At 75.6% G+C, this 25556-nt stretch carries 18 protein-coding genes and 2 pseudogenes; 4 read left to right on the forward strand and 16 right to left on the reverse strand.

Translation table 11 applies throughout. The features are described 5' to 3' along the window. Nucleotides 1–67: 67 nt before the first annotated feature. From ACFVFR_RS21390 to ACFVFR_RS21435, 10 genes and pseudogenes are all read right to left on the reverse strand, one after another. Complete coding sequence (locus tag ACFVFR_RS21390) at nt 68–586, reverse strand: amino-acid N-acetyltransferase (protein ID WP_383704011.1); 519 nt, start codon at nt 584–586, stop codon at nt 68–70. 9 nt (nt 587–595) lie between these two features. Beyond that, a complete protein-coding gene (locus tag ACFVFR_RS21395; protein ID WP_383704014.1) occupies nt 596–991 on the reverse strand; it encodes a BlaI/MecI/CopY family transcriptional regulator in 396 nt (131 codons plus the stop codon). Between the two features lie 183 nt (nt 992–1174). After that, a complete protein-coding gene (locus ACFVFR_RS21400; RefSeq protein WP_383704017.1) occupies nt 1175–1360 on the reverse strand; it encodes a hypothetical protein in 186 nt (61 codons plus the stop codon). Nucleotides 1361–1912: 552 nt separating this feature from the next. Beyond that, a pseudogene (locus tag ACFVFR_RS21405) lies at nt 1913–2155 on the reverse strand (hypothetical protein); the annotation flags it as partial. A gap of 1817 nt (nt 2156–3972) precedes the next feature. Then, complete coding sequence (locus ACFVFR_RS21410; RefSeq protein ID WP_383704020.1) at nt 3973–4770, reverse strand: type III pantothenate kinase; 798 nt, start codon at nt 4768–4770, stop codon at nt 3973–3975. Next, complete coding sequence (nadC, locus tag ACFVFR_RS21415) at nt 4770–5810, reverse strand: carboxylating nicotinate-nucleotide diphosphorylase (RefSeq protein WP_383704023.1); 1041 nt, start codon at nt 5808–5810, stop codon at nt 4770–4772. The genes ACFVFR_RS21410 and nadC overlap by 1 nt, the downstream gene beginning before the upstream one ends. A 2-nt stretch (nt 5811–5812) precedes the next feature. After that, complete coding sequence (locus tag ACFVFR_RS21420) at nt 5813–8218, reverse strand: L-aspartate oxidase (RefSeq protein WP_383704026.1); 2406 nt, start codon at nt 8216–8218, stop codon at nt 5813–5815. After that, nucleotides 8215–9294 (reverse strand): pantoate--beta-alanine ligase, encoded by a 1080-nt coding sequence (gene panC, locus ACFVFR_RS21425; protein WP_383704029.1) that lies wholly within the window; start codon nt 9292–9294, stop codon nt 8215–8217. The genes ACFVFR_RS21420 and panC overlap by 4 nt, the downstream gene beginning before the upstream one ends. Beyond that, complete coding sequence (locus ACFVFR_RS21430; protein WP_383704032.1) at nt 9291–10259, reverse strand: Rossmann-like and DUF2520 domain-containing protein; 969 nt, start codon at nt 10257–10259, stop codon at nt 9291–9293. Before ACFVFR_RS21430 ends, panC begins: the two co-directional genes overlap by 4 nt. Nucleotides 10260–11185: 926 nt before the next feature. Next, entirely contained in the window at nt 11186–11659 is a 474-nt protein-coding gene (locus ACFVFR_RS21435) for a hypothetical protein (protein WP_383704035.1), read from the reverse strand. 99 nt (nt 11660–11758) lie between these two features. On the opposite strand from ACFVFR_RS21435, the gene ACFVFR_RS21440 reads away from it, so the two are divergent. Next, nucleotides 11759–12853 carry a DUF5937 family protein gene (locus tag ACFVFR_RS21440; RefSeq protein WP_383704038.1) on the forward strand — a complete coding sequence of 365 codons (1095 nt, stop codon included), beginning with the start codon at nt 11759–11761 and terminating at the stop codon, nt 12851–12853. Nucleotides 12854–12978: 125 nt separating this feature from the next. Here ACFVFR_RS21440 and ACFVFR_RS21445 read toward each other — a convergent pair whose 3' ends face one another. Both ACFVFR_RS21445 and ACFVFR_RS21450 read right to left on the reverse strand, forming a co-directional pair. Beyond that, nucleotides 12979–13656: a response regulator gene (locus ACFVFR_RS21445; protein ID WP_383704040.1), complete on the reverse strand. Its 678-nt coding sequence runs from the start codon at nt 13654–13656 to the stop codon at nt 12979–12981. A 167-nt stretch (nt 13657–13823) separates the two neighbouring features. Continuing rightward, nucleotides 13824–15023 carry a sensor histidine kinase gene (locus ACFVFR_RS21450; protein ID WP_383704043.1) on the reverse strand — a complete coding sequence of 400 codons (1200 nt, stop codon included), beginning with the start codon at nt 15021–15023 and terminating at the stop codon, nt 13824–13826. A gap of 558 nt (nt 15024–15581) precedes the next feature. On the opposite strand from ACFVFR_RS21450, the gene ACFVFR_RS21455 reads away from it, so the two are divergent. Beyond that, nucleotides 15582–16775: an SAM-dependent methyltransferase gene (locus ACFVFR_RS21455; RefSeq protein WP_383704046.1), complete on the forward strand. Its 1194-nt coding sequence runs from the start codon at nt 15582–15584 to the stop codon at nt 16773–16775. Further along, nucleotides 16772–17914, forward strand: a complete 1143-nt coding sequence (locus tag ACFVFR_RS21460) for an NADH-quinone oxidoreductase subunit D (protein ID WP_383704049.1) — start codon at nt 16772–16774, stop codon at nt 17912–17914. Before ACFVFR_RS21455 ends, ACFVFR_RS21460 begins: the two co-directional genes overlap by 4 nt. 1960 nt (nt 17915–19874) lie before the next feature. Here the strand turns inward: ACFVFR_RS21460 and ACFVFR_RS21465 are convergent. From ACFVFR_RS21465 to ACFVFR_RS21480, 4 genes and pseudogenes are all read right to left on the reverse strand, one after another. Beyond that, entirely contained in the window at nt 19875–21626 is a 1752-nt protein-coding gene (locus ACFVFR_RS21465) for a hypothetical protein (RefSeq protein WP_383704052.1), read from the reverse strand. Nucleotides 21627–21690: 64 nt separating this feature from the next. After that, entirely contained in the window at nt 21691–22644 is a 954-nt protein-coding gene (locus tag ACFVFR_RS21470) for an ABC transporter substrate-binding protein (RefSeq protein WP_383704144.1), read from the reverse strand. 162 nt (nt 22645–22806) lie between these two features. Continuing rightward, nucleotides 22807–23376, reverse strand: a pseudogene (locus tag ACFVFR_RS21475) (ABC transporter permease); the annotation flags it as partial. 5 nt (nt 23377–23381) lie between these two features. Beyond that, entirely contained in the window at nt 23382–24122 is a 741-nt protein-coding gene (locus ACFVFR_RS21480; RefSeq protein ID WP_383704055.1) for an ABC transporter permease, read from the reverse strand. Nucleotides 24123–24281: 159 nt separating this feature from the next. Between ACFVFR_RS21480 and ACFVFR_RS21485 the strand changes: the two genes are divergently transcribed. Continuing rightward, entirely contained in the window at nt 24282–25442 is a 1161-nt protein-coding gene (locus tag ACFVFR_RS21485; protein WP_383704058.1) for an ABC transporter ATP-binding protein, read from the forward strand. Nucleotides 25443–25556: the final 114 nt, after the last annotated feature.

Genomic DNA, 25556 nt, shown 5'->3' on the forward strand with positions numbered 1-25556 from the left:
TCCGCGTGGGAACACTCCGTCGCGGAGCTATGTGATAGGTGAGCGATTCGGACATAGGGGCCCGCACTCACAGTTGCAGAAGCATCCGGCTGTTGCCAAGGGTGTTCGGCTTCACCCGTTCGAGGCCAAGGAACTCGGCGACACCCTCGTCATAGGAACGCAGCAGCTCGCTGTAGACATCGCCGTCCACCGGCGTCTCCCCGATCTCTACGAAGCCATGCTTGCCGAAGAACTCCACTTCGAAGGTCAGGCAGAAAATTCGCCGAACGCCGAGCCATCGCGCGGTCTGCAACAGCTTGTCCAGTACTTGGTGCCCGATGCCGCAGCCGGACAGCTCGGGATGGACGGCCAGAGTGCGCACCTCGGCCAGGTCTTCCCACATCACGTGGAGCGCGCCACAGCCAATGACCTCGCCGTCCTCGTCCCGCTCCGCTACCCAGAACTCCTGGATGTCCTCGTAAAGCGTCACGGTCGCTTTGTCGAGCAGGATGCGCTCGCCCACGTACGCGTCGATGAGGCGCCGCACGGCACGAACATCGGAGGTGCGGGCGCGGCGGACGGTGACGGCTTTTGATAGCGGGGACATGGCCGGACGCTATCGCCCCGCTTCACCGCTTGTGTCGCCGGGCTCGTCGAGTTGCACCACCCGCATGGCATCGCGCAGGGCTTCCCGCTGACCATCGGACATCATCCCGAAGAACGCCACGAGCGCCGCTGCCGGGTTGTCACTAGCGGACCACGCTTCGTTCATGAGTGCGGCGGCGTAGGCGGCCCTGGTGGAGACGGCCTCATATCGATAGGCCCGGCCTTCTGCTTCCCGCCGCACCCAGCCCTTCTGATGAAGGTTGTCCATTACCGTCATGACGGTGGTGTAGGCGATGGAGCGTTCCCGCTGAAGGTCTTCCAGCACTTCTCGGACAGTGACCGGGCGGTTCCACTTCCACACCCGCGTCATGACCGCGTCTTCCAACTCTCCCAATGGCCGAGGCACACCTGAATAATAGTGGGAGATGTCCCATTTGCCCGCCTGTGCGGCAGGAAAAAGGGCGTACGTTCCGGCCAGAGGACTCGGTTCATACGCCCGTGGCGGACCCACTCACCGTGGGCCCGCGAGGTTAACGGTCACCGCCCGACCGCCCGTACGGCATGCGACGGCCACGCGGCGGGAGGGGGGTTAGGCTCCCTGCCCCTTCGGCGCGCCCTCCTGGCGGGCGGCCTCGGCGCGCACCAGCGCGGCGTCCACGGCGGCGTCTTCCTTGCCCTTGTTGACGCCACCCTGGCTCTTCACGATGGTCTTGATCAGCGCGATAAAGGCCACGGCCATCACGGCGGGCGGGACCAGCGCGGAGACGTAATCCATGAGTGTCGGCCTCCCTGTGCCTGAGGACCCCAGGTTACGGGGTGCCCCCCGGACCGCCCCGACAGGGGCCGACACATCGACGGGTGACGGGCCGGCGGGGCGGGCCGCGGGTCAGGCCGAGCGGGCCGCCGGGAGGGCCGACCGGCGGCGACCGAGGGGGCCCGACAGCCGGCCGGCGCGAAGGTCGGACAGCCGGTCGTCGGCGGGGGCGGTGGGCGGCGGGGTGGCGGGCGGGCGCTTGCGCGGGAAGACCTCGCCCGGCGTGGGCACCGGGCGACGGGGCGCGCTCGGGCCCGGCCCGGGGGGCCGCCTGGCCGGCTCGGGCGCCTTGTCCGGCCTGGGGTCGGGGGACTTGCCCGGCGCGCCGCCCGGCGTACGCGAGGGGGCCGCGCCCGGGGTCCCGGCGGGGCGGGCCGCGCCCGTCCTGCCGCCCGGCAGGGCGACCAGGCGGGCCCGCACCTCCAACTCGGCCAGCCACTCGCAGCGGCGCGCCAGAGCGACCCGTCGACGCGTCTCGGCCGGTCCGACGGGGGCGGCGCACAGCACGCGCAGGGCGGCCAGGTCCTCGGCACGCGGCACGTAGCCGGCGTCCACGGCGGCGGTCAGCTGCTCCAGGTAGCCGATGGCCGCGCCGGGCAGGGCGGACCGGTAGCGGGCCAGTTCGGCCAGCAGGAAGGCCCGCAACCGGCCGCCCTCGCGCGCCGCCTCGTCCACGCCCCGGGCCAGCCGCAGGAACGCGCGCACCTCCTCGTCCCGGTCGGGCGCGGGCGCCCCACGCTGGCCGGGGGCGAACACCGCCGGCCGGCCGGCGGTGGCGCCGGGGGCCGCGCGGGCGGCGGTGCGCGCGGCGGCATGCGACGAGGCCGGCGGGGCGTGGTCGACGGCGGGAAGCGGCGGGCCGGCCGCGGTCGCGGGGGCGGCGGCGTGGGGTGCCAGCGGGGCGGGCGCGGCCGGGCGCGACGGGGTCGCGTCGGGCTCGGGCGTAGGGCGCGCCGGCGGGGTGGCCACAGGGGCGGCCTGGACAGTGGCGGCGGTCGGTTCGAGCGCGAGCGCGAGGGCGCGCCGCAGCACGCGCAGCTCGTCCGCGCTGAACGCCATGCCGCCTCGCGATCCATAGGGCGTGGGCATGGCACGACTTTAAGTGCTAAGCGGACAAATGTCGCCCAGTACGCCATACCGGGGCGCGCCCTGACTCGCCGCCACACGCGGCCCCCACGGAGCGGCGGCCCCGACCCGCGACCGGCCCGGCTCGCCCGCGACGTTCGACCGGCTCCCCTCCGACCGGGCCTCGCGGCCCGACCGGGCGTACCGACTCGCGGCCCCCGACCACCTCGCCGGCCCCCCACCCCGGTCCGCCCGTCAGATGCGCCGGGCACGCCGGCCGGCCGGCTCCAGCCGCGCCACGCCGACGCGCGCGAGCCCGGCCGTGACCGCGCCGTGTCGGCCGACACCGACCGCCGCGCGGGGGCGGCGTGTCCTCGCGGCGGCCCAGGGCCGGCCATCCCGTGCGCGTGCCGCGATCCGCCGCGCCGCTCCGCGCCATTTCTTCGCGCTGTGAGCCGTGTTGGCCGGATATACCTCGTCGCGCTCCGCGAGTGAGCCTTCGCGCGCCGTTGTGCGCCCTATCACCGCGTAGTCGTTTCGTAACGCATCGGCAATCACGGAGTGCAATCGCGCCTTGCAAAATCTGTCATCACCGATCAGATCCGAATAGGACCGACCCGATTCGCGCTTATGCGCACCGATTCCCGCGCGGGGCGCCGCGAGGTGAGGGCCGTGGCAATGGGAGCGGAATTCTCGGTACGGGCGAACACCTCGCGGTGGGCGTCGCCGAGGGGCCGTACGCGATTCCGGGGAGGGGCGGGCCGGGGTTCGGGTGGGGGCGCGGGCGCGCCGCGCGGGGATTCACCGCTCGCGGGCGCGGAAAGATGGCCGAAGCGGAACGGGAGATGAGTTGGCCGTACACGCGTGCCCGACCACGGGTGACGAGCGGAGGGTTTCCCGGAACTCCGGTCAACGGGGCCTGGCGGCACGGCCGCCACGGCCGGAATTCCGCCATGAACGCACGCGCCGAATCGCCGGGGCATGGTCGGCACCGGCCCGCCGCGTCCCGACCGCCCCACGCGGCAGCGGGCTCACTCGCGGAGCGGCCCCACCCACCAGACGCCGCACCTCCGGAGCGGCCCCACCCAGCGAACGACACACCCCCGGAGCAGCCCCACCCAGCGAACGACACATCCTCGAAGCGGCCCCACCCACCGGGCAACGCACCTCCGGAGCGGCCCCACCCACCGGAGCGGCTCACCTCCGGGGCGGGCTCGGCCCGGGCGGGCTCATCCCACGCGGACTCGCCCACGCGGCCGACCCACCGTGCGCCGACCGGCCCAACCGCCGAGCGACACCGCCCCCCGGGCGGGGCCACGCGCCGCGCGACGGCTCCACGGCGCCGGTGGGACGCCCCGTAGGGCCGCTCGCCCACGCGGCCGGCACCGCCCGGCGCGGAGGGTGCGGCCGCGCGGTGGGTCGCCGGCCCGTGCGGTCGCCCGCCTCGCCGGGCGGGTGGCCGGGCGGGGGGTCGGACGCCTGGCGGAGCGGGCGTCCGTGCCGTGGGCTCACATACGGGAGACGTTGCGCTCGTACACCAGGCGCAGCCCTATCAGCGTCAGCCAGGGCTCGTGCTCGTCGATGACCGACGCCTCGCCGAGGACGAGCGGGGCCAGGCCGCCGGTGGCGATGACGGTGACGTCGTCCGGGTCGTCGGCCAGTTCACGGGCCATACGCGCGACGACGCCGTCGACCTGGCCGGCGAAGCCGTACAGGATGCCGGACTGCATCGCCTCGACCGTGTTCTTGCCGATGACGCTGCGCGGGCGGGCCAGCTCGATCTTGCGGAGCTGGGCGCCCTTGACGCCGAGCGCCTCCACGGAGATCTCGATCCCGGGGGCGATGACGCCACCGACGTACTCGCCGCGCGCGCTGACCGCGTCGAACGTCGTCGCGGTGCCGAAGTCGACCACCACGCACGGCCCCTCGTACAGCTCGACCGCCGCCAGCGCGTTGATGATGCGGTCCGCCCCGACCTCCTTGGGGTGGTCCATCAGGATCGGCACGCCGGTCTTGACGCCCGGTTCGACCAGCACGGCCGGTACGTCGCCGTAGTAGCGGCGGGTGACCTCGCGCAGCTCGTGCAGCACCGAGGGGACGGTGGAGCAGATGGCGATGCCGTCGATGCCGTCGCCCAGCTCCTCGCCGAGCAGCGGGTGCATGCCCATCAGGCCGTGCAGCAGGACGGCGAGTTCGTCGGCGGTGCGGCGGGCGTCGGTGGAGATGCGCCAGTGCTCGACGATCTCCTCGCCGTCGAACAGGCCGAGCACGGTGTGCGTGTTGCCGGCGTCGATGGTGAGCAGCATCAGCCCTCCTCTCGCAGGTCCAGGCCGATGTCGAGGATGGGCGCCGAGTGGGTCAGGGCGCCGACCGCGAGGTAGTCCACCCCGGTCTCGGCGTACGCGCGGGCGTTGGCCAGGGTCAGCCGGCCCGAGGACTCCAGCTTGGCCCGGCCGGCGACCAGGGCGACCGCCTCGCGGGTGAGCTCGGGCGTGAAGTTGTCCAGCAGGAGAAGCTCGGCGCCCTCGGCGAGGACCGGTTCGATCTGGTCGAGGCGGTCCACCTCGACCTCGATGGGCAGCCCGGGGAACCCGTCCCGTACGGCCTTGAACGCCGCCGCGACGCCACCCGCCGCGACCACGTGGTTGTCCTTGATCAGCGCCGCGTCCGCGAGGGACATGCGGTGGTTGACGCCACCGCCGCAGCGCACCGCGTACTTCTCCAGGGCGCGCAGGCCCGGCGTCGTCTTGCGGGTGTCGCGGACGGCGGCGCCGGTGCCCACCAGCTCGTCGGCCCAGGCACGGGTCGCGGTCGCGATGCCGGAGAGTCGGCACATCAGGTTGAGCGCGCTGCGCTCGCCCGTCAGCAGGTCGCGGGTGCGGGTACGGACGGTCAGCAGCTTGTCGCCGGCGGCGACGCGGTCGCCGTCCTCGGCGTGCCGCTCGACCTCGAACGCGTCGGTGCACACCACCGACAGGACCGCCTCGGCGATCCGCAGCCCGGCCACCGTGCCCGCCTCACGGGCGGTGAAGTCGCCGGTGGCCGTCGCGTCCTCGGGGATGGTCGCGACGGTGGTCACGTCCACGCCCCGGTCGAGGTCCTCCTCGATCGCCATGTGCGCGATGTCCTCGACCTGCACCGGGTCGAGGCCGGCCGTCACCAGCAGGGCGGCCAGGTCGGGGTCGAGCCCGCACTCCAGCGGGTCCAGGGCGTACGCGTGCTCGCCCGCGCCGCAGCCGCAGCCGTCGCCGCAGCCGCCGGTCTCCCCCGCTCCCCCGGCGGCGGAGCCGCCGATCTGCAACAGCGGGAGGTCCACTGGCTGCGGGCTGTCGTCGGGAGTGCTCACGGTCACGGCTCCTGGGTGGGCTCGGTGGGACTGACTGCGTCGAGAGGAAGCCTAGGAAGGGAAGCGGGGGGAGGGAGGGGGTTTGGCGGGGTGGCGTCGGCGGGCGCCGGCGGGGCCCCCTCGGACGGGGCGTCGGCCGGGGCGCGCGCGGGGCGCGCCGGTGTCGTCGGGTGCGCGGCCGGGGCGGCGGACGGGTCCGGGGCGGACGCCGGGGCGGAGGGGCCCGGGGTGGCGGGTGTGGCCGGGGTGGGCTGGGGTGCGGCGACCGGGCCGGGTGAGGTCGGTGTGGGTGCCGGGGCGGGGGCGTGCTCGCGGGGCGCGGGTTCGGCCCCGGGGGCACAGCGTACGGGCGGGAAGGCCGGGGTGGGCGTGGTGCGCAGGGTCAGCGCCCGATCCGGTCGCAGGGTGACCAGAAGGTGCCGGTTCCAGTCCGTGTCGTCCCGGTCCGGGTGGTCCTCGCGCCAGTGGCAGCCACGGGTCTCGGCGCGCCGCAGCGCGGCGGCCACCAACACCCGGGCGACCAGCAACAGGTTGGTGGCCTCCCACGTCTCGACGCCGGGTGCCGCGGTCTTGCCGTCGGCCGCCAGCTCCCGCGCGGCGTCCTCGTGCAGGCTCTCCAGCTCCCGCGCCGCCCGGCGCAGGCTCGCGGCGGAGCGCAGCACTCCGGCGCCCGTCGTCATGATCCGCTGCACGGCGAACCGGGCCTCGGGCGCCAGCAGCGGGCTGGTCGGGTGCGCGGCGACCTCGTACGCACCGGCTTCGCTCGGGGGCGTCGACGGGCGGGCGTCGGCCGCGCGCGGGGCCGCGTCGTGGGGGCCCGCCTCGGGTGGGGCAGCGGCGGACGGGGCAGCCTCGTGCGGACCGGCCGGGTGCGGCGGGGCCGCGTCGTCGGGAGCGGGCGCGCACGCGGCGGGCTGGGCGGGTGGCGTGATGTCGGCGGCGATGCGCTCGGCGAAGACCAGCCCTTCCAGGAGCGAGTTGGAGGCCAGGCGGTTGGCGCCGTGGACGCCGGTGCAGGCGACCTCCCCGCACGCGTACAGGCCCGGGACCGTGGTACGTCCACGCAGGTCGGTCCGTACGCCGCCGCTGGCGTAGTGCGCGGCCGGCGCGACCGGGATCGGCTCGGTGACCGGGTCGATGCCGTGCGCGCGGCAGGCGGCGAGGATGGTGGGGAAGCGCCGCTCCCACATGGTCGCGCCGAAGTGCCGGGCGTCCAGGTACATGTGCGGGGCGCCGCGCTCCAGCATCCGGCGCGTGATGCCCTTGGCGACGATGTCGCGCGGGGCCAGCTCCGCGAGCTCGTGCTGGCCGACCATGAAGCGGATGCCCTCGTCGTCCACCAGGTACGCGCCCTCGCCCCGCACTGCCTCGGACACCAGCGGCTGCTGACCCTCGGCCTCCGGGCCGAGCCACAGGACCGTCGGGTGGAACTGGACGAACTCCAGGTCCGAGATCTCGGCGCCGGCGCGCAGCGCGAGCGCGACGCCGTCACCGGTGGAGACGGCGGGGTTGGTGGTGGCCGAGAAGACCTGGCCCATGCCGCCGGTGGCCAGGACGACCGAGCGGGCCCGCACGGCCCCGACGCCGTCCCGCCGCCCCTCGCCCATCACGTGCAGCGTCACGCCCGCCGCCCGGCCCGACGCGTCCCGCAGGAGGTCGAGGACCAGGGCGTTCTCGATGGTCTCGATGCGCCCGCCGGCCACGGCGACACCCGGCGCGGGGGCCTCGGGCCCCGAGGCCGGGCCCGCCGCGCGGACGGCGTCCACCAGGGCCCGCGATATCTCGGCGCCGGTCGCGTCCCCTCCCGCGTGCGCGATGCGGCGCCGGTGGTGGCCGCCCTCGCGGGTGAGGAGGATCGCGCCGGTGTCGGCGTCGCTGTCGAAGCGGGCGCCGGTGCCGATCAGCCGGTGGACCGCGCCGGGGCCCTCGGTGACCAGGGTGCGTACGGCCGCCTCGTCGCAGAGGCCGGCGCCCGCGACGAGCGTGTCGGCCTCGTGCTGGTCGGGCGTGTCCCCCTCGCCGAGCGCCGCCGCGATGCCGCCCTGCGCCCAGCGCGTCGAGCCGTCGTCGAGCCGGGCCTTGGTCACCACGGTGACCGAGGCACCGGCGGCGGCGCAGCGCAGCGCCACCGTCAGGCCGGCCACGCCGGAGCCGACGACCACCACGTCGGCGTCGATCGCCCACCCGGGCGCGGGCGCGTGCAGCCGGGGCCGGGAGCCGGGCACGGCGTCCGGCTCGGCCGGGCTGGTCGGCTCGACCGGGCCGGGGTCGGTGGGCTCGGCGGCTGCCTGGCGCCCCGGAGGCGCCGGGGACCGGGAGCTCGGGCGCGCGTCGGCCGCGGCCCCGGCGCCGGGGGGCGTCGCGGCGGTGCCGGGGCCGGGGCGTACGCCGTCGTCCGTACGGGTCATGACGTGGCCCCCTGCTGTGCGAACTCCAGGCGTACGTTGTCGATGAGGCGGGTGGCGCCGACGCGGGCGGCGACGGCGAGCACGGCCTCGCCCCTGAAGTCGGCGCCGATCTCGGTGAAGCCGGACGCGTCCACCAGCGCCAGATAGTCCAGGACCAGCGACGGATCGGCGCCGGCCGCCTCGGTCAGCACGGCCCGCGCGGCCTCCCGCACGTGCTCGGGCAGCGATCGCCCCGCCGGTGCGGTCGGCTCGCCGCCGGCCGGGGTGGGCGAGCCGCCCGCCGGCCCGCTGGCCGACGGCCGCACCGCGCCGTTGACCGAGGCGCGGCCGGCCGGGGCGGCCTGGGCCGAGGCGATTGCCGGGCCGTCCGCCGCCGCCGCCGCCAGCGCCGCGCGGCCCGCGAACAGGGCCCGGGACAGGGCCAGGGCCGTGCCGCGCTCGGCGGGCGAGAGGTAGCGGTTGCGGCTGGAGAGGGCCAGGCCGTCCGGCTCGCGCACGGTGGGGACGCCCACGATGTGGACGGGGAAGTTCAGGTCGGTCACCATGCGGCGGATCAGCGCGAGCTGCTGCGCGTCCTTCTCGCCGAAGAAGGCCACGTCGGGCCGGGTGAGGTGGAGCAGCTTGGCGACGACGGTCAGCACGCCGTCGAAGTGGCCGGGCCGGGACGCCCCCTCGTACCGCTCGCCCGTGGGGCCCGCCGCGATCCGCACCTCGGGCTCACCGCCCGGGTAGACGTCGGCCACCGGTGGGGCCAGCACGATGTCGGCGCCGGCCTCCGCCGCCACCTCCAGGTCGGCCTCCAGCGTGCGCGGATAGCGGTCGAGATCCTCGCCCGCGCCGAACTGCAGCGGGTTCACGAAGACCGTGACCGTGACCAGGCCCTCGTCGCCGACCCGGGCGCGCGCGGCGCGGATCAGCGAGGCATGCCCACGGTGCAGCGCGCCCATCGTCATCACCACGGCCGTGCGGCCGGGCGTCGCGTGCGGGCTCAGCGCCTCCTCGTAGTCACGGATGCCGGTACACAGCTCGACGTCCGGCCCCCCGGTGTTGGCCTCACTCCACCGTCGCGGGCTCATCGGCCGCCTCCACTCGTACCGTTCGCACTGTCCGCGCCGCCACCGCCGCGCGGCTCCTCGTCCCCGTGGTGCGCCAGCGCCTCCAGCAGGTCCTCGGCGAGCTCTGGCCTGAGCAGGCCGTGCGCCAGGGCCCGGTCGGCCGTCGTGCGCGCCATCGCCAGGTATCCCGGCACGGCGGCCGGCGCGCGCCGGCGCAGCTCCGCCACGTGGGCGGCGACCGTGCCCGCGTCGCCGCGCGCGACCGGGCCGGTCAGCGCGGCGTCACCGCTGCGCAGGGCGTTGTCCAGGGCGGCGCCGAGGAGCGGGCCCAGCATGCGGCCGGGCGCGCCGACACCGGCCTCCTGGAGCAGCTCCCGCGCCTGGGCCACCAGCGTGACCAGGTGGTTGGCCCCGATGGCCAGCGCCGCGTGGTAGAGCGGGCGGGCCTCCTCGGCGATCCACTCCGCCTCGCCACCCATCTCGATGACCAGCGCCTCGGCGGCCAGCCGCAACTCCTCGGGCGCGGTGATGCCGAACGAGCATCCCGCGAGCCGCTCCACGTCCACGGCCGTGCCGGTGAACGTCATCGCCGGGTGCAGCGCCAGCGGCAGCGCGCCCGCCCGCAGCGCGGGGTCGAGCACGGCCGTCCCGTACCGACCCGAGGTGTGTGCCAGGAGCTGACCCGGGCGGATCGCGCCGGTCTCGGCCAGCCCCTCGACCAGGCCGGGCAGCGCGTCGTCAGGCACGGTGAGCAGCACCAGCTCGGCGCGGGCCAGCACCTCGGCGGGGGTGACCAGCGGCACCTCGGGCAGCAGCGCGGCGGCCCGGCGCACGGAAGCGTCGGAGACGCCGGAGGCGGCGACCGGGCGGTGCCCGGCCAGGCGCAGCGCGGCGGCGAGCGCGGGCCCGACCCTGCCCGTGCCGACGACACCGACGGTGAGCCTGGCGGGTCGGTCCTGGGGGTCTGGGAGGGGGTGTGGGTTCACGGAGCGACGGCCTTCCGTTCCAGTCCGCGAGGGGTACCGGACGATTGAGCGCCATGCTACGCGAGTGCCCACAACGGGCTCCTGATGTGCCCAGAGCCTGTGGATAACCTCGTAGGACACGCTCCGGAGCGCGGACCGGCGCACCCCGCCCGCTGCCTGTCACACCCCTCGCCACCAGCGCGAACCCGTCACGGGGGCGGCCGGGGCGAGGCCAGGCACCACGCCCCGCCCCGGCCGCCACGCGTCCCCACCGACAGCCCGTGGACCGCCCGCCACGCGAGCCGGAGCCCACGCTGGCGCCCCCGACCCGCACCCGCACCCCGGAACCCGCGAGCGACCACCCCGATGCCGTGGGGCGAGACCCGCCGGCCGCGCGACGACCGACAGCCGAGGGCGGCCGACGCGCGGGGCGACGGCCGACAGCGGGGCGACGGCCGAGAGTCGAGGGGCGCACGTAGGGCAAGGGGGAACAGTCGTCGGGCGGGGAGCGGCAGCCGACACGCGGGGAGGGCGGCCCGCGCGGCCACCCCCGGCCACGCGCGCCGCCCCCGTGACGGCCGCGGCGTACTCCCCCGTCGCCGCCTCCGCCCGCTCCGTTCCCCCGCTACCACGCCGCCGCCCGCGCGTCCCCACGCGCACGCGCGCGTCCGTCGCGACCGCTCCGGTTCGTCTCGATGACGCGCGATCCCCGCGCACCCGCACACCCGCACACCCGCGCGGCGGACGCGCGGACGGAGACGGATGCCCCATCGGCCGCGTCCCCACCCGCCCCCACACACGGCTCCCGGACTCGCGCTACGCGCTGCCTCGCACGCACGCGCGCGCGTGAACACTTCCGACGCGAGGAGATCGCGAAGAACACGACCCGTCCCCCCCCGCGCGCCCCGCCGTGCCCCCGGGGCCCGGCCAGGCCCGGCCCGCCGCGCCTACGCCGTCTCGCGGCACGCCCCCGCGTCGCACAGAAAGGCTCGGGACGAGGTCCCGGCCGGGTGCGTCGCGGGTGTGGTGTTCGCGTCGATCGCCGTGGTCAGCGCGCCGGGCGCGGGCTGGCGCGCGGCGGGCCCGGGCGACGGGGCGGGCGCCTCGGCGCGGGGGCGCGCGGCGGAGTGCGCCGGCTCCGCGCCGGTGGTGGTCGCGGTCACCGCCGCGCGGGCGGTGGCGGTACTGCCCCGGCTGGCCGCGGGGTGCAGCCAGCGGGTCAGGGTGCCACGGGCGGCGCGCAGGAGGCGGGGCACCGGGCCCCGGCCGACGGCGCGTTCGGCGACCACGGCCTGGAACCTCCGGTACTCGCGTAGCTCACCCACCACCCGCCAGTCGTGGCGGCCGGGCGCGGGCGGGGCGGGCACGCCCTGCCGTGAGCTGCGGTAGAGGTCGAGTGCGTACTGCTGGGTGACGTCCATGGCCTCACCCTGCGACAGCCCCGCCAAGCGCGTCGCTTCGTTTGACGAAGGCAGTCAAGTGAGCGCTGAGCTGGGTCGCGGCAGTGCACAGTAGGTGGTGTGAGTGTGACCATCGACATCGCGGGACTGCCCCCCGAGCGCATCGTCTTCGCCCCGTCCCCGCTGGCGGAGCTGGGCGCGGCGCTGCACGCGCTGTCCGAGCCCGCGCACCACCCGGGGCTGCACAACTGGACGACCGCCACCGCCTGCGCCCTCAAGCCCGACCTGGCCGACCGGCTCCAGGAGGCCGACTTCCTGTGGCGTACGACGCGTTCCGACATCATGCTGCCGCCCACTCCGGGCGCGACGCTGGCCGAGGACCTGGACCAGCTCGACCTGATGCCGGAGGAGGAGTTCGTGACGGCCGCGCTGGAGATCTCCTGCGCGGCCAGCTACGGGCGGGCGCGGCCGAGCCCGCTGCACGACGCGGACGAGCGCGACCGGACCCGGGAGCGGGCGGCGGCGCGCGGCCCGTGCCAGGCGGCGTTCGTGGAGCGCATCCTGGCCGACCCGCCCGCCGTGCGCGCCTGGCTGCGTCGCCTCTTCGAGGACTGTGAGCAGGCGTTCTTCGCGGACACCTGGCAGCGGGTGCGGGTCCAGCTCGCCGCCGACGCCCGCCACAAGGCGGAGGTGCTGCGGCACAAGGGGCTGGCCGAGGCGCTGGCCGAGGTCTCGCCGGCGCTCTCGCTCGACACCGAGCGCCAGCGCATCGTGGCGGACAAGCTGGCCACCGGTCAGACCAGCGCGTTGCTGCCCGGCGAGCGCGCCGGCGTCACCTTCGTGCCGAGCGCGTTCGGCTGGCCGCACCTGCTGGTGTTGCACGCCCCGGGCTGGCGGCCCGTCGTGCACTACCCCGTCAGCTCCCCGGAGCTGCCCCGCCCGCAGGCCCTGGAACTGGTGCAGCTCCGCCTGGAGGCGGTGGCCCACCCGGTGCGCATGATGCTGTGCCGCACACTGTCGCGGGGCACGCACACCACCGGCGAGCTGGCCAACGCGCACGGCATCACCGCGCCCGAGGTCTCGCGGCACGTCGCCGTGTTGAAGAAGGCCGGGCTGCTGACCACGCGCCGGCGCGGCCGGTACGTCCAGCACCAACTCGACCTGACGGCCGTGGCACGCATGGGCACCGACTTCCTGGAGGCCGTCCTGCGCTAGGCGGCAGGCGCCCGGCGCACACACCCCGCCCGCCACGGGCCCGCGCCGCGACCCCGCCGCCCCGGCGTACGCCCCCGCGCCACGCCCGGACCCACGGGGCCGGGCGGGCGCACCCGGCCCCGCCGCTACTGCGGCGTACCGCCCGCGCGGACCAGCCCCGTCTCGTACGCCAGGACCACCACCTGCACCCGGTCCCGCAGGTTGAGCTTGGTCAGGATGCGGCCCACGTGGGTCTTGACGGTCGCCTCGGAGAGCACCAGCCGCTTGGCTATCTCGCCGTTCGACAGACCCTGCGCCACCAACAACATGACCTCGCGCTCCCGGTCGGTCAGCTTGCCGATCTCCGAGCGCTCGGCCTCGGCCGCGCCACTGCTGGGCAGCATGGGCGTGAACCGGTCGAGCAGCCGGCGCGTGGTGCTGGGCGCGACCACCGCGTCGCCGCTGTGCACGGCGCGGATGGCGGTGAGCAGCTCGGCGGGCGGCACGTCCTTGAGCATGAAGCCGCCGGCGCCGGCCTTCAGCGCGGAGAACGCGTACTCGTCGAGGTCGAACGTGGTCAGGATGAGCACCTTGGGCGCGCCCTCCACGCCGCAGATGCGCGCGGTGGCCTCCACCCCGTCCAGTCGGGGCATGCGCACGTCCATCAGCACGACGTCCACCCGCGTACTCCGCAGCACCTCCAGCGCTTCGAGGCCGTCGCCGGCTTCGGCGACGACGTCCATGTCCGGCTGGGCCGCGAGCACCATGCGGAAGCCGGTACGAAGGAGGGCCTGGTCATCGACGAGCATCACGCGAATGGGCATCGGTCCGGTTCTCTTTCTTCAGGTTCTTCGGGTTCTTGGGGCGGGCGCGGCGTGTGGCGGCGGGAGACGGGGGCCCGTGGGGGCGGGCCCGCCCCGCGAGGGGCCGTGGCGGATGGGGCGATGGGGCACACCGTACGCGCGGGACCCGACGCGCCGGTCACCGCCGCTCACCGGCCCGGCTTGAGCGGCAACACGGCGCTCACCCGGAAGCCGCCGCCGCTGCGGGCTCCCGCGTCCAGGCGGCCCCCGACCATCCCGACGCGCTCGCGCATGCCGATCAGGCCGTGGCCGAGACCGTCGGCGCCGCCCGCCTCGTACAGCTCGCGGCCCGCGCCCCGGCCGTCGTCCTCGATCAGCAGGTCCAGTTCGGTGTCGGCGTAGGTGAGCCGGACGGTCGCCCCGGCGTGCTGCCCCCCGTGCTTGCGCGTGTTGGTCAGCGCCTCCTGCACGATGCGGTACGCGGTCAGCTCCACGCCGCTGTCCAGCGGGCGCGGCTCGCCCTCCACCCTGAAGTCGACCGGCAGGCCGGCGCCGCGCACCTGCTCGACCAGCTCCGTGAGCTGCTCGACACCCGGCTGCGGCACGTACTCGCCGCCCTCGGCGCCCTCCCCGGTCCGCAGCACGCCCAGCAACCTGCGCATCTCGGCCAGCGCCTGCCGGCCGGTGCCCGAGATCGTCTCCAGGGCCTGCTTGGCCTGCTCGGGGGCGGCGTCCAGGACGTACGCCGCGCCGTCGGCCTGCACCACCATCACCGACACGTTGTGCGCGACCACGTCGTGCAGTTCGCGGGCGATGCGGGCGCGCTCGCCGGCCACGGCCACCTTCGCCTGCGCCTCGCGCTCCCGCTCCAGGCGCGCGGCGCGCTCCTCAAGCTGGGCGTAGTAGGCGCGGCGCGTACGGATCGAGTCACCGAGCACCCAGGCCAGGGCGAAGGGGATCGTCATGAAGAACACGGAGACGAGCCGCTGCCAGTCGGTCTGCGCTTCCGGCGGCCAGCGCACGGCGGCCAGGGTGGGCGCGATCAGGCCGCCGACCAGACCGAACCAGGAGGCCCAGCGGGCGCCGTTGGCGGCACAGGTGTAGATGACCACCAGCATGGCGAAGTCGGCGGGGTTGATCTCCACGTCGGTGGCGAGCTGGAGCAGCCCGCACACCGTGACCACCAGCAGCATCTTCTCCGGCGCCTTCCGCCGCAGCGCGCTGGCGACGCACAGGGCCGCGCACAGCGTCGCGGCGACGAGCCGCTGCTCGCGGCCCGGCCCGCCCGCCTCCAGGACCCACAGCGCGGCGAGCCCCGCCAGCATGACGGCCCAGAAGCCGTCCACACCGGTGGGGTGCCTGCGGAGGAAGTCGTAGAGACGTTGCACGTCACCCAGCGTAGGCAGGGAAGGTACGTGCAGGGGTCAACCGGACGGTCGATCCGGTACGCCCTCGCGTACTCCCCAAGGTGGAGACCGGGTGCCCGGTGTGCGCCCCCGGCCGTCTCCCGTCGGCGTCCCGACGCAGGTCAGCGGCGGACGGGGCGGGGTGGTGAGCCCTGCCTGTCCTGGAGGCCGCGATGATCGTGTCGGGCCACGCGGCCCGCGCGACGACGGGCGGACAGGAAGGCGGGTGCACCGGTGACGGGCGACGAGAGGGAACGGGGCGCCGAAGCGCCCACCGACGGGGCCGCCCACCGGCCCCCCTCCGGGCCCACGGGCACCGGCTCCACGGGCGACGGCTCCACGGGCGACGGCGTGGGGGGCGCGGCCCGCGCGCGGGGGGCCGGCGCCGGGGGCGCACCCGGCGCCGACCCCCGAGCGGGCGCGGCCGGCCGGCCGACGACCGGCCCCGCGCCGGCGACCCCGCCGGCGGCCGACGCATCGCCTGGCGTACCGCCCGACGTACCGCCCGGTGGCCCGGGCGCGGGCCGTACGGGATGGCGGGTGGCCACGGAGCGGGCGCTGTACGGGCCCGGCGGCTTCTACCACCGCCCCGAGGGCCCGGCCGGCCACTTCCGCACCTCCGTGCACGCCTCACCGCTGTACGCGCGGGCCGTCGCCACGCTGCTGACCCGCGTGGACGCCGCGCTCGGCCACCCCGTCGAACTCGCCCTCCTCGACCTGGGCGCCGGCCGTGGCGAACTCCTCACCGGCGTCCTGCGCGCGCTGGAGGCGGCCGAGACGCACCCGCCGCACGGGACCGGGACGGCGTACGGCAGTGGCGCGGCCGGGGAGGCGTACGCGCCCGACGGCGTACGGGAGACCGGTGGGGCGGGTGGGGTGCGTTCGCCCCGGGGGGCCGGCGGGGGCGGGGTGACCCGCGGCCTGGTGGGCCGGCTGCGGCCGTACGCCGTCGAGCGCGCCAAGCGGCCCGCCGGGCTCGACCCGCGCGTCGCGTGGCACGCCACGCTGCCCGCGCCGGGCACGCTGACCGGGCTGCTGATCGCCAACGAGTGGCTGGACAACGTGCCGGTGGACGTCGTCGAGGTGGACCCGGACGGCGTGCCGCGCACCGTGCTGGTGGGCCCGGACGGCTCGGAGGAGCTGGGCGCGCCGGTCACCGGCGCCGACGCCGCGTGGCTGGCCGACTGGTGGCCGCTGGGCCCCGAACCCGGACTGCGGGCCGAGATCGGTGCCCCCCGCGACGCCGCCTGGGCCCGCGCCGCGCGCACCCTGGCCGGCGGGCTCGCGGTAGCGGTCGACTACGCCCACGCGCGCGCGAGCCGCCCCCCGTACGGCACCCTGACCGGCTTTTACGCGGGCCGCGAGGTGCCCCCCGTACCCGACGGCTCGTGCGACCTCACCACCCACGTCGCGCTCGACGCGTGCGCGGCGGCGGGCGCCCGGGAGCTGCCCGGGGCCCACGCTCCCGGCTGGCGCACCCAGCGGCAGGCGCTGCGCGCGCTGGGCGTCTCGGGGCGCCGGCCGCCGTTGACGCTGGCCAGCACGGACCCCACCGGCTATCTGCGGGCGCTCGGCGCGGCCGGCGAGGCGGCCGAGCTGACCGACCCGGCGGGGCTCGGCGGCTTCCGCTGGCTGTGCCAGCCGGTGGGCCCGCTGGACGTCGGCGACCTGCTGCCCAACGCCCCCGGGGACGGGCCGGGCGCCCCGGAGCGAGCTGAGAGACTAGGCCCATGACGGAGACGACAGTCGGCATCGGCGGGGCGGCGGAGAGCACCGACATGGTGCTCAACATCGGTCCGCAACACCCGTCCACGCACGGCGTGCTGCGCCTGCGACTGGTGCTCGACGGCGAGCGGATCGAGCGGGCCGAGCCCGTGATCGGGTACATGCACCGGGGCGCGGAGAAACTCTTCGAGGCGCGCGACTACCGGCAGATCATCATGCTCGCCAACCGGCACGACTGGCTCTCCGCCTTCTCCAACGAACTCGGTGTGGTACTCGCCGTCGAGCGGATGCTCGGCATGGAGGTGCCCGAGCGCGCCGTGTGGACGCGCACCCTGCTCGCCGAGCTCAACCGCGTCCTCAACCACCTGATGTTCCTCGGCTCCTATCCCCTGGAGCTGGGCGGCATCACGCCCGTCTTCCACGCCTTCCACGAACGCGAGCAACTCCAGGCCGTCATGGAGGAGATCTCCGGCGGCCGGATGCACTTCATGTACAACCGCGTCGGCGGCCTCAAGGAGGACCTGCCCGCCGGCTGGCTCGGCCGGGCGCGCGCCGCGGTGACCGAGGCGCAGGCGCGGATGGACGTGTACGACAACCTGGTGCTCGGCAACGAGATCTTCCGGGGCCGCACCCGTGACGTGGGCGTCCTGTCCCCGGAGGCCGTGCACGCGTACGGCGTCAGCGGCCCGATCGCCCGCGCCTCCGGCGTCGACTTCGACCTGCGCCGGGACGAGCCGTACCTGGCGTACGGCGAACTGCGCGACACGCTGCGCGTCGTCACCCGCACCGAGGGCGACTGCCTGGCCCGCTTCGAGTGCCTGCTGGACCAGACACACAACGCGCTCGACCTCGCCGAAGCCTGCCTGGACCGGATCGCCGAACTCCCGCCCGGCCCCATCAACCAGCGCCTGCCCAAGGTCCTCAAGGCCCCCGAGGGCCACACGTACGCCTGGACCGAGAACCCCCTCGGCCTCAACGGCTACTACCTGGTCTCCAAGGGCGAGAAGACCCCGTACCGACTCAAGCTGCGCTCCGCCTCCTTCAACAACATCCAGGCCCTGACCGACCTCCTCCCCGGCACGCTGATCGCCGACATGGTCGCCATCCTCGGCTCCCTCTTCTTCGTCGTCGGCGACATCGACAAGTAACCCTGGCGGGGGGCCACGGGTAGAGGGCACGCGGTGGGCGGCCCGCCACTGGGTGGGTGGGCCCTGCCGGGCGGGGGCGCCCTCGCGGGCGGGTGGGCCCTGCCGGGCGGGGCGCCCTGGCGGTGGATGGGGCATCGTCAGATGGGTGGGCCCTGCCGGGCGGGTGCGGCTTCGCTGGGTGGGTGGGCCCTGCCGGGCGGGGGCCCTTGTGGCGGGTGGGTGGCCCTTGGCGGGCCAGCTCGGTGGCCTCCGGCCGTGTGTGCGTTGCCGGTACGCGACGGGGAGGGCCCGGGCGGCGGAGTGCCCGCCGAGCCGGCTGCCCTGGGTACGCGCGGCCTGGCTGGGTGACCGCTGTCGGGCGGAGGGGCCTTGCCAGCGGAAGGTTTCGGCGGGTGGGTGGCCCTTGGCGGGCCAGCTCGATGGACTCCGGCCGTGTGTGCACTGCCGCTACGCGACGGGGAGGGCCCAGGCGGCGGAGTGCCCTGGATCAGCGCGGCCCGGCTGAGCGACCACTGTCGGGCAGGTGGCTCGTACCGAGCGGGAAGCTTCGCCGGGTGGGTGACCCTCGGCGGCCAGGCTGGGCCGACCGGCCGGGTACGCGCGAGCCGGCTGAACGTAGCGTTGCCGGGCGCCTGCCCCTACTGAGCGCACGCCGTTCTCCGGGCGGGTGGCCCCTGCCGGACGGGTAAGCGCCCCTGCCGGACGGAGGTTTCGCCGGGTGGGTGACTCCTTCGCGGGCCGGCTCGGTGGCCTCCGGCCGTGTGTGCGTTGCCGGTACGCGACGGGGAGGGCCCAGGCGGCGGAGTGCCCCGGATCAGCGCGGCCTGGCTGAGTGACCGCTGCCGGGCAGGTGGCTCGTACCGGGCGGGAAGCTTCGCCGGGTGGGTGCCCCGTAGCGGGCCAGCTCGGTGGACTCCGGGGTGCGTGCGTTGCCGCTACGCGACGGGGAGGGCCCGGGCCGGCTGCCCTGGACACGCGCGGCCCGGCTGAGCGACCGCTGCCGGGCAGGTGGCTCCTACCGGACGGGAAGCTTCGCCGGGTGAGTGACCCTCGGCGACCAGGGTGGGCCGACCGGCCGGGTACGCGCGAGCCAGCTGAACGAGCGTTGCCGGGTGCCGGCCCCCTACCGAGCGCACGCCGTTCTCCGGGCGGGTGGCCCCTGCCGGACGGGTAAGCGCCCCTGCCGGACGGAGGTTTCGCCGGGTGGGTGACACCTTGGCGGGCCGGCTCGGTGAACCTCCGAGTGCGTGCGTCACCACGACGGGCAGGGCCCGAGTGGGCGGAGCACCCGGCCGGGCCGGCTGCCCTGGATACCCGCTGCCCGACCCGGGTGACCGCTGTGGGGCGGAGGGGCCTTGCCAGGCGGGAGAGTTCGCCGGGTGGGTGGCCCGTAGCGGGCCAGCTCGGTGGGCTCCGGGTGTGCGTGCGTTGCCACTGGGCGACGAGGAGGACCCGGGTGGTGGAGTGCCCCGGATCAGCGCGGCCCGGCTGCGTGACCGCTGTCGAGCGAGTGACCGCTGCCGGGCAGGTGGCTCGTACCGGACGGGAAGCTTCGCCGGGTGGGTGGCCCGTAGCGGGCCAGCTCGGTGGGCTCCGGGGCGGGGTGTGCGTCGCCGCTCCGCGTGGGGCCCGGGTGGGCAGCGCGGGGCTGACCGGGCCAGCTGCGTGGGTGCGGGAGTCGGGTGGGTGGCCCCTGCCAGGCAAGCGGCGGGGTCGGGTGGCCAACTGCCTGGACACGCGCGGCCCGACCAGTGCCCCCTGCCGGGCGCGTGGCTCGTACCGAGCGAGAGGCTTCGCCGGGTGCGGGCCCCCGGCGGGCGTGGGGCCTTGCCGGGCGGGGGGCTTCTGCCGGGTGCGGGGGTTCGGGGGTGGGTGTGGCGCCGCCGCGTGGGGAGCGCGACGTACGCGGAAGGGCCCCGCTGTGGGGGCCCTTCCGTTCTTCCGTGGATGTCGCCGGGTGCTACGAGATGGCGCCGCGCAACTCCGCCAGGTCGATCTGCTCGGTCTCGTCGTGCGCGGTCAGGTCGATGACGCCGTGCTCCTCGGCGGGCTCGGCCTCCTCGGGCGTCTCCGGTGCGTCGGAGGCCTTGTCGGCGTGCGCCGCGTGGTCGGCTACGGCCTCCGCGCCGACGACGTCCGCGAGGTCGTCCTCCAGCGCGGCGGCCCGTCGGGCGGCCGGCGAACCCGGCTCGTTGCCGAAGAAGTCGAACCCGCCGACGGCCCGCGACGCCGGCCGCCACTGCGGCGCGGTCCGCGAGGCCGCCTGCGCCGGCGGCGCCACCACGGCCGAGGCCACCTGCGCGGCGTGCGCCGCCTCGGCGGCGGAACCGGGGGCCACTCGCGCGGCGGGAGCCTGCTCCGACGTGGACCGGGCCGCCGCGGGCTGGCCTGCGGCGGGCTGGGTCGCGGCGGGTCGGGCCACGGCGGGCCGGGTGGGAGTGGCCCGCGACGGTGTGGGCCGGGTCGCGACGGGCTGACCGGCCGGGGTCGGGGCCGGGGCACCGGGGGCGGGGGTGTTCGAGGCGGCGGGAGCCTGCCGTACGTCGCCCCGTGTCGAGGCCGGGGCCGGGGCCCGCCGCGCACCGCCCGGCGCCGCGGCCGGGGCGGGGGTCCGGGTCGCGGCCGCGGCCGCCTGGGCGGCGGGGGCCCGCGTCGCGACGTCCTCCGCCGGTACGGCCGAAGGCGTCGTGGGAGCCGGCGCGGCGCCGGCCCGGCTGTGCTCCCCGGACGCGCCCCCGGCGGCGGAGGCCGCCTGCGTGGCGTCGGCCGCGGGCACCCGCTCCGCCGCCTGCGTGGCGTCGGCCCGCGCGGCGGGCATCGGCCCTGCCGGGGCCAGCTCGGCGCCGGCCCGCTCCGGGGTGGCCGAGGAGGCCGCGACCACCGGGGCCGGGGCGGCGCTCTCGGTCCGCTCGGTCGGCTGGGCCGCCTCCGGCGCCGCCGTGGACGCCGCCGGGTCCACCACCGTGCCGAGCAGCACCGCGTCGGAGACCTTCAACCGCACCGTCGCCACATCGGGAGTCGCCGCGCCGCGCGCCTTCGTGGGAGCCGCCGCGTCGGACCGCTCCGAGCCGGCCGACACCGAGCCGGACGTCACCGTGTCGGGTGACACCGCGTCGGCCGCCGCGCGCTGGCGGGCCGCGTTGCGCGCCAGGTGGCGCAGGGCCGTGGCCGCCTGCCGATAGGTGACCGGGCCGGGCCGGGCCCCCTCGGCCGCCGACCGCTCCGTCGGCGACGCGTCCAACTCGGGCGCGGCTGACGGGGCGCCAAGCGCGAGGCGCCGGCGGTCCTCCAGCGTCCGGGCCCGCTCGGTCTCGGCGGTGGCGTAACGGCGGAGCAGCGCGGCGTGCTCGTTGCGCAACCGGGCCAGCTCCGCGCGCCGGGCCCGCAGCTTGGCCTCCAGCTTGCCGCGCGAGGCGCGGACCCGGTCGGCCTCCGACTCCAGCTCCGCCACGCGTTCCTCGGTGCGCCACTCGTCGCGCAGCCGGGCGCTGTTCAGGTCCGCGACCTGCTTGCCGGCCGCGTTGTCCCAGCTGCGCAGCAGCACGGCGCCGACGATCGCGACCACGGCGGCGGCCGTGGCCAGCGAACGGACCAGTAGGGGTTCACCGACGAGCCACGCCGCCGCCGCGCAGGCCGTGGAGACACCTGCGACGGTCAGCGGCGGGAGCAGCCGGTGCAGAGGCGGGGAATGACGATGGCGTCCACGTGGCATGGCCTGAAACTTACCGTGCGTACGTCGCGCCGCGCTGCCCGCCCCGCGATCTGTTCCCCCCTGGTTACTTCGCCAGCAATCCCTTCTTCTCGAGATAGTCCTTGGCGACATCCGCGGGCTTCTCCCGGTCGGCGTCCACCGCGCGGTTCATGTCGGCCAGGTCCTGGGTCGTCAGAACCCGGGTGAGCTTGTCGAGTACGGCTTCGAGCTTGGCACCGCCGGCGTCCTTCGCGTTGACCACGGGGAGCACGTTGTCGGCGTTTTGCAGACCCTTGTCGTCCCGCAACAGAACGAGCCCGAAGTCCTCCAGCGTGGCGTCCGTCGTCGTGGTCAGCAGCATGTCGTCGGTGCCGTCCTTGACCGCCTGCTTGGACTGCACGGTGCCCACGCCCTTGGGGTCGACCTCCGCGACGTCGATGCCGTAGGTCTTCTCCAGTCCGGGCGCGCAGAACGGGCGCTCGACGCATTCGTCGCCCGCCGCCAATTTGATCTTGAGATTCGACCGGCCGAGATCCGAGAGGGTGGACAGGTCGTGCTTCTCGGCGAACTCCTTCGTGACCGCGAACGCGTTCTGGTCGATGGCGTCGCCGGCGGAAAGCACCTTCAGTCCACGGGGTTCGGCGAGCTTCTTCAGCGCGGCGACGGTCTTGTCCGTGTCGTCCGAGGCGACGGGATTCCTCGCCGGCGCGTCGGGGCCGTTCTTCTTGGCGTTGAGGAATTCGGCGAGCGTGGCCGCGTATTCCGGCACGACGTCGATCTGGCCCTTCTCCAGGGCCGGTTCGTACAGCTCGCGGGCCTTGAGTGGCTGGATCGAGGCGGAGAACCCGGCGTCGTCCAGTATCTGGGCGTACAGCTCGGCCATGACCTTGAACTCGGTGAAACCGGCCGCCCCGACCACCACCGAGCCCTTGCCGCCACCGCCCCTGGCCGAGGAGTCCTCCAGGCTCCGGCCGCCGTACCCGACGACGACCGCGCCGAGCGCGACCACCACGGCCGTGCCGCCCGCCGCGAACTTCACCGCCGTGGCCGGGGCCACCCGCTCCTCGGCGCGCCGCTCGCGCTCCGCGCGCCGCTTGGCCGCGCGCACCGGCGCCGGCACCGGGCTCAGCAGCCGCTCGGCGATCACCAGGACGCCCTCGACCAGCAGCGCGAGCCCCGCGACCAGCACGGCTCCGGCGACCACCTGGCCGGTGTCGTAGGTGTTGAAGCCGGCCGTGATGATGCGGCCGAGGCCGCCGCCGCCGGGCAGCGCCGCCAGCGTGGTGGTCGCCACCACCTGCACGGCGGCCGTCCGCAGCCCCGTCATGATCAGCGGGAAGGCCAGCGGCAGCTCGACCCGGCCGAGCAGCTGCCAGCCGGACATGCCCATGCCGCGCGCGGCCTCGACCACGTCCCGGTCCGCCTCGCGCATCCCGACGTAGGCGTTGGTCAGCAGCGGCGGCACCGCGAACAGCACCAGCGCGATGATGGTCGGCACGTCCCCGTGCTTGCCCAGCGGCGTGAGCATCAGCACCACCAGGACGGCGAAGGTGGGCACCGCGCGGCCGGCGTTGGAGATGTTGACCGCGAGCGCGCCGCCCCTGCCGATGTGGCCCAGGTAGAGCGCGACGGGCAGGGCGATGGCGCAGGAGATGGCCAGGCACACCACGGTCAGGTACATGTGCTCGCCCAGGCGGTGCCACACGCCGCTGGAGCCGGCCCAGTTGGCGCCGGTGGTCAGCCAGTCCCAGGCGCCGGTGATCTCGTCCATCGTCCTCAGCCCGCCTTCGCGGCGCGCGCCACGCGCCGGGTCCCGATCCGTTTCCCGGCCCCGCTGCCGGCGTCCCCGCCGCGCGTCCGGGCCCAGGGCGTCAGCAGCCGCTGCACGCCCAGCAACAGCACGTCGGCGACGACCGCGAGGACGACGCAGATGGCGGAGGCCGTGAGCACCTGGGCCTTGAAGAAGCTGTCCATGCCGTCGTAGATCAGGTTGCCCAGGCCGCCGAAGCCGACGATCGCGCCGACCGTGGTGAGCGAGATGGTGGAGACGGTCACGATCCGCACGCCCGCCATCAGCGCGGGCAGCGCCAGCGGCAGCTCCACCTCGAACAGCAGCCTCCCCGGCCCGTACCCCATGCCCCGGGCGGCCTCGCGCGCGTCGGCCGGCACGGACTCAAGGCCGGCCAGGATGTTGCGCACCAGGATGGTCAGCGAATAGAGCACCAGGCCCGTCACCACCACGGCCGCCGACACCCCGAACACCGGCATCAGCAGCGCGAACATGGCCAGCGACGGCACCGTGTACAACACCGTCGTCAGGCTCAGCACGGGCCCGGCGGCGGCGCGCCAGCGGCGGGCGAGCAGCGCCAGCGGGAACGCCACGAGCAGGCCGATGCCCACGGAGACCGCGGTGATCCACACGTGTTGCACCGTCGCGTCCGTCAGCTCCTGGCTCCGCGTGCGGACGTACTCACCGCAGATCCACTCGTTCGCCGCGAGACAGCCCTTCGCACTCATGACCGCCTACCTCCCCCGCCCGTGCCGGTCTCATGCCCCGCGCGTTCGGCACACGCCGGTCCCATGCCTGGCGACCCTAACCCCGAGCACCGACAATCGAGTCAGGCCGCCACGAGAGCGCAATATGTTCTTCAACGATTACGGCGACAATGGGGACCCATGATCCGCTTCGAGCACGTCAGCAAGCGCTACGCCGATGGCACCACCGCGGTGGACGACCTGTCCTTCGAGGTCGCGGAAGGTGAGCTGGTCACACTCGTCGGACCGTCAGGCTGTGGCAAGACCACCACGATGAAGATGGTCAACCGGCTCATCGAGCCCACCAGCGGCCGGATCCTCCTGGACGGCGAGGACATCGCGACGATCGACCCGGTCCAGCTCCGCCGCCGTATCGGCTACGTCATCCAGCAGGTGGGCCTCTTCCCGCACAAGACCGTGCTGGAGAACACCGCCACCGTGCCGCACCTGCTCGGCTGGCAGCGCGGCAAGGCGAGCGAGCGCGCGGCGGAACTGCTCGACCTGGTCGGACTCGACCCCTCGGTGTACGGCGAGCGCTACCCCGACCAGCTCTCCGGCGGCCAGCGGCAGCGCGTCGGCGTGGCCCGCGCGCTCGCCGCCGACCCGCCGGTGCTGCTGATGGACGAGCCGTTCGGCGCGGTGGACCCGGTCGTGCGCGAGCACCTGCAGAACGAGTTCCTGCGGCTCCAGGCGCAGGTCCGCAAGACGGTCCTGTTCGTCACGCACGACATCGAGGAGGCCGTGCGGCTCGGCGACCGGATCGCGGTCTACGGCAGCGGGACCATCGAGCAGTTCGACGCCCCCGCGGCGGTGCTCGGCTCGCCCGCCACGCCGTACGTGGCCGACTTCGTCGGCGCCGACCGGGGCCTGAAGCGGCTCACGGTCACCCCCATCGAGCCCGGCGACCTGGAACAGCCGCCCGTCGTCCACCTGGAGGACCCGCTGCCCCGGGCCGCGGCCCACCTCGCAGCCGAGGGCGCCCGGTGGGCGGTCGTCCTGGACGACCAGGACAACCTGCACGGCTGGATCCTGGCGGACGCGGCCTCGGCCGCCGAGGGCGGCACGGTCAAGCAGCACGCCCGGCGCATGGAGGCGTGGCTTCCGGTCGGCTCCTCGCTCAAGCAGGCGTTCAGCACCATGCTCCAGCACGACGCCGGCTGGATCGCCGTCCTGGACGGCGATCGCTTCCTCGGCGTCCTCACCCCGGCCCGCCTCCACGAGGCCCTGCGCCGCTCCATCGACGCCGACGCCCAGGACATCCCCCGCGCCGCCGTGGAACTCCAGACGGTCGCCGACGCGTAACGCCCCGGCGGGCGGGAGAGCCGGGCGGGAGGAAGGCGCGCACCCGCGCCCCGGGGCCGACGGCCGGACAGCCACCGCGGAGGGGCAGCCGCCCGGCGGCCGGGCGCCTCAGCC

Source organism: Streptomyces sp. NPDC057702, assembly GCF_042799315.1.
Classification (GTDB): domain Bacteria; phylum Actinomycetota; class Actinomycetes; order Streptomycetales; family Streptomycetaceae; genus Streptomyces.